Consider the following 4,440-nt stretch of genomic DNA (forward strand, 5'->3'; position numbering starts at 1 on the left):
CCAGCACCGGGGCCACGGCCGCATCGGGCACGGCCAGCAGGTACACCATCGGCGGGCGGCAAGGGGCCCCCAGGTCCGGCAGCACCGCCGCGCCCGGCAGCACCGCGGCCAGGGGCTTCGGCTGGCGCGGCGGAGCGGCTCCACACGAAGGCCACGGTGTGGCCAGCCGCTACCAGCGCGGGGCCCAGCTGCCCGGCTACGCGCCCGGCCCCGAACAAGCCCACGCGCAGCGGGCCCGTTCGGGGCAAGTTGGGGTCAATGGGATTTGCTGGAACCATGCGCTAGAGACTATAAATTGCTTTGGAAACCATTGAACGTCATGCAACGCGCAGCGAAGCATCTTTCTGGTGCCGGTAACCGAGATTAGTTGCGCCAGAAAGGTGCTTCGCTGCGCGTTGCATGACGTTCAATTTTTGTTTATCAAACAAGACTGCTTCCCAAACAGCTTTCAAAAGCAAAAGCGCGCTGGGGGCCCCAACGCGCTTTTAATTCATCATTTTTAATTTTTAATTAATCAAGCCACGGGCGCTAGGCGGGTGCGCGGCGCAGGCAAAGCATCGGCTTCCGGGGCCTCAGGGGCCGCGTTGCGCTTGGTGTTGCGCTGGCGCAGACTCAGGGCAAAGCCCAGGGCCATGAGCAGCGTACCGCTCCAGAGCAGGTTAATGAAGGGCTTCTCCATCGCTTTCAGGATGATGTAGTCCTTCTGGGCCGTGCTCACGCCGAAGGTAAACTTGCCCTTCTGCGGATCAACGTTATTGAGGCTGATGCGAATGCCAAGGTCATCTACCTCATCGGGCACGCGGCCCACCAGGCGGTTGCGCACCACAAACAGCGGGTGGGCGTGGTACTGCCGCTGCTCGCCCGACACAATCATGTCGGCCTGCAAGGCCAAATCGCCCTTTTGCAGGCCCAGGCCTACCGTTTCGTGGGCCGGCTCGATGGCGCGGAACACGGCGAAGTAGTCGTTCAGGAAAATTGTGTCGCCCACGCTCAGCGTGTGCTCCTTGGGCTCGCTCCACTGCTTGTCCTTGCGCGTGTCGGGGGCCCCGCCGATGTGGGTGTAGATGTCGTGGCCCCAGAAGTGCTTGATGTCGGGCGAGGCCAGGATGCCGCCCATTTCCTCGTTAATCTGGGCCCGGGGGTAGAGCGTGAACTTCTCGCCGGTGGCTTTCTTGGCGTAATCGACGCGGTAGAAGGTATTTTCCGGCACGATGCTTACCGTGTCGCCCGTCTTGTAGTATAGCTTATCGCCCACCTTGATGTCGGCGCGGGCCAGGGTTTTGTAGTCGTCGTCAGTGCGGAACAGCATCTGCTTGTTCACGTAGCCGGGCACGCCGGGCACCTCAAAGTACTGGCCCTCGTAGGTGAGCTGGTAGCCGTGCATGGGCGAGGCCTCGTTGCGGTACAGCAGCACATTGTCGCGGTTAATGTCTTCCGAAAATTCGCGCGAGTAAAGCAGGCCCGACACGTTGCGGGAAATAATGCTCGAATAGCCCGACGAGGCCAGGATGCCCAGTAGCATCAGCGCCACGCCCAAGTGGGCCAGGGCCCCACCCGAGAGCGTGATGCCGCGCCGCGCCAGCGTGTACAGCGTACCCAGGTTGGCCAGCACCCCAAACAGCCCGGCCAGGAACAACAGCACGTAGGCCGGCGAAATCGTGAGGCCGTTGTAACGAATAAGCAGCACCGCCAGGGCCGTGCCCAATAGGGCCAGCAGCACCGACGGCGTGAGGGAGTTCAGCAAGGTTTCCTTGTCGTTGCGCTGCCACCACATCACCTGGCCCACGCCCGAAAGAAGACCCACGCCCACGCCCATCCACAACTGTAATTTCGAGTAGTGGGCAATTTGGTCAACTGGCAGCGCTAGGTTGGTTTTGATGCCGACGAAGCCCATAAAGGCATTATATACTGGAATGCTGGTGGTGAAGAGCACCTGGAAGGCCCCCAGGCACAGCACCGTAGCACCCACAAACACCCACAACTCGGGGCTGTACATGCTCAGCTCTTTAGGCGACACCGGAATTTCCTGCCAGCGCCAGACCAGCAGGCCCACGGCCAGCACAGTGAAGAAGCCCAGGTAAATCAGCAGCTGGCCCGACAGGCCTAAATCGGTGAACGAGTGCACCGACGCGTTGCCCAGCACGCCGCTCCGGGTGAGGAACGTGGCGTAGAGCACCAGAATGAACGTGGTGATAACCAGCGCGTAGGCCGTGCGCAGGCCCGTGCGGCGGCGCTGCCACAGCACCAGCCCGTGCAGGGCCGCCACCAGCACCAACCACGGAATATACACGGCGTTTTCCACCGGGTCCCAGTTCCAGTAGCCGCCGAAGTTCAGGGTTTCGTAGGCCCAGTAGGCCCCCATCATCACGCCCACGCCCAGCACGCCGCCGCCCACCAGGGCCCACGGAATGGCGGGCTTCACCCAGGAAGTCAGCTCTTTCTTCCAGAGCGCGGCGATGGCGAAAGCGAACGGCACCAGCGTGAGGGCAAAGCCCAGGAACAGGGTGGGCGGGTGAATCACCATCCAATAGTTCTGGAGCAGGGCGTTGAGGCCGGTGCCGTCCTTGGGTACGAAGTTGGGGTTGGTCTTCCACACCGGCAGGTCGGTAAGGAAGTCGCGCAGCAGCATGAACGGCGAAGAACCCACTTTGAGGCCCCCGGCCACCACGCCCACAATCATGCTCACCAGGAAGGCCTGCACGGCGCTGAACACGGCCAGCACCGGCGCCTCCCACTTCTTATTAAAGAGCATGATGCAGCCGCCCAGCACCACGTGCCAGAAAATCCAGAGCAGGAAGCTTCCCTCCTGCCCGGCCCAGAAGCACGATATCATGTACTTGAGGGGCAAGTGGTTGGAGCTGTGGCTCCAGGCATAGTAGTACTCGTAGCGGTGGTGGTAGATGATGTCGAACAGACACCCCACCACGGCTAGTACTGCCGCGCCGTGCACGAAAAACGCGCCGCGCCCAAGCCGCTGCCAACTGGCATCCACGTCGCCCAGAGCCCGGCCCCGCGCCGCCTGGAAGTAAGCGTAGGCCGCCACCACGGCCGCCACAAACGCCACGATGACGCTCAAGTGGCCAATATCTCCAACGAGTAAGTTCATAAGTAAGAGCAAATTAAGCGGCCACCGCCTCGGCCAGGCCGGGGCGAACCACTTCGTAGCGGGTTAAAATTCTCGGGTGAAAGCTGGCCGGTAGCAGCGCCCAGTCGTGCACATCCACAAAAATGGGCAGGTTGCTGTCCGTCAGCGCCTCGCGGAAGCGGCTGGCCACGCCAGTGGGCAGGGCTTGCAAATCAGGGCCCCGCAGCACCACATCCAGGTCGCTGCCGTCGTGGGCGTCGCCGTTCACGCGGCTACCGTAAGCCCACACGGCCACGGCCGGAGGCAGGTGCCGGGCAATCAGATCGTGCAGCAGGGTGAGGTCTTTGGGGCGAAGGTCAAGCATTGGTTAGGCGTGTTGGCGCAAGGTGGTCAGCACAGCGTCGGCGTCCTGAATGAAATCCGGGAGCGCAACAATAATTTTTTCGGCAAAATTCTGGCCGTACTCATGGGCCGAAGTATTGCGCAAGTCGCGGTAGTTAAACCAGCGGTCCACGGCCTCCAGGCTAAGCAAGCCGTGCTGAGCGGCCTGACGCAACACGTTCTTAAAAGGCATTTCTGCTAACTCGCGCGTTGAGGTTACATAATCGCGCAACACCTTGCGCAGCAGCTTAATGGCCAGTTCCAGAATCAGCTCAAATTCCTTCACACTAGCGGCCCGGAAAAGGTCGTGGTCCTCCCCGTCGGCCCCCGCCGCCAGCAACCGGGCACTAGCCCGCCGTAGCGTCGCCAGGCAGCGTTCCAAGGCAGTAAGGTCGAGTGCATCCATGAGAGAAAATTGGGGGATGAGATGCGCGGCCAAGGCCACGGCTCCCCAAAGGGGTAAAAGACAAATTTACGGCGCGGCCACCAGCGGTGGCACCACCAACAGCAAATGGTCGGTGAAATACCGAGCGTGCGCCGGGTGGCAGGTGATGGCCACCTCCACCTTTTTAATGCCAGCGGCTTGCCACAGCGCCACATCTACCCAACCCATTTTGGGGTCGTTTGGTTGATTGATGAGCTGTTTATTTAGCAAAATTCGGCCGCTCGCCGGGTCCGTTATCAGCACCGACAGCGCGGCCCGGCGCGGGTAGTTTTGCAGCGGCAGCACGAGGTGGGGCCCCGCAGCCAGGGGCCCCAGCATAGGATTTAACTGGCTGTACGCTACCCAGAACTGCTTGAACACCGTGGGCGGCGGGGCCCCGTCGGGGGCGGCCTCGGCCACCACTTGGTACAGGTACAGGCCCGGCCCGGGCAGCGTGTCGGCCACGGCGTAGGCGGCGGGGCGGCCGCCGTAGGTGCTGCGGCCCACCGGCACCCGGCGGCGCTCGGTGCTGCGGAAGGCGTGCTGCTCG

Annotated in this window: 4 protein-coding genes; all 4 read right to left on the reverse strand. The window is 62.3% G+C overall.

Annotated features, from left to right (window positions below; genetic code table 11):
• Positions 1-514: 514 nt before the first annotated feature.
• A complete protein-coding gene (gene ccsA, locus BEN49_RS11695; protein ID WP_070743614.1) occupies positions 515-3,106 on the reverse strand; it encodes a cytochrome c biogenesis protein CcsA in 2,592 nt (863 codons plus the stop codon).
• 13 nt (positions 3,107-3,119) lie between these two features.
• Positions 3,120-3,449, reverse strand: coding sequence for a nucleotidyltransferase family protein (locus BEN49_RS11700; RefSeq protein ID WP_070743617.1), 330 nt, complete (start codon positions 3,447-3,449; stop codon positions 3,120-3,122).
• 3 nt (positions 3,450-3,452) lie between these two features.
• Entirely contained in the window at positions 3,453-3,872 is a 420-nt protein-coding gene (locus BEN49_RS11705; protein ID WP_070743620.1) for a nucleotidyltransferase substrate binding protein, read from the reverse strand.
• Positions 3,873-3,938: 66 nt separating this feature from the next.
• Positions 3,939-4,440, reverse strand: a 502-nt coding sequence (locus BEN49_RS27920; RefSeq protein ID WP_158022867.1) for a hypothetical protein, incomplete at its 5' end; no start/stop codon positions are given.

It is taken from the genome of Hymenobacter coccineus (assembly GCF_001816125.1).
In the GTDB taxonomy this organism is placed as follows: domain Bacteria; phylum Bacteroidota; class Bacteroidia; order Cytophagales; family Hymenobacteraceae; genus Hymenobacter; species Hymenobacter coccineus.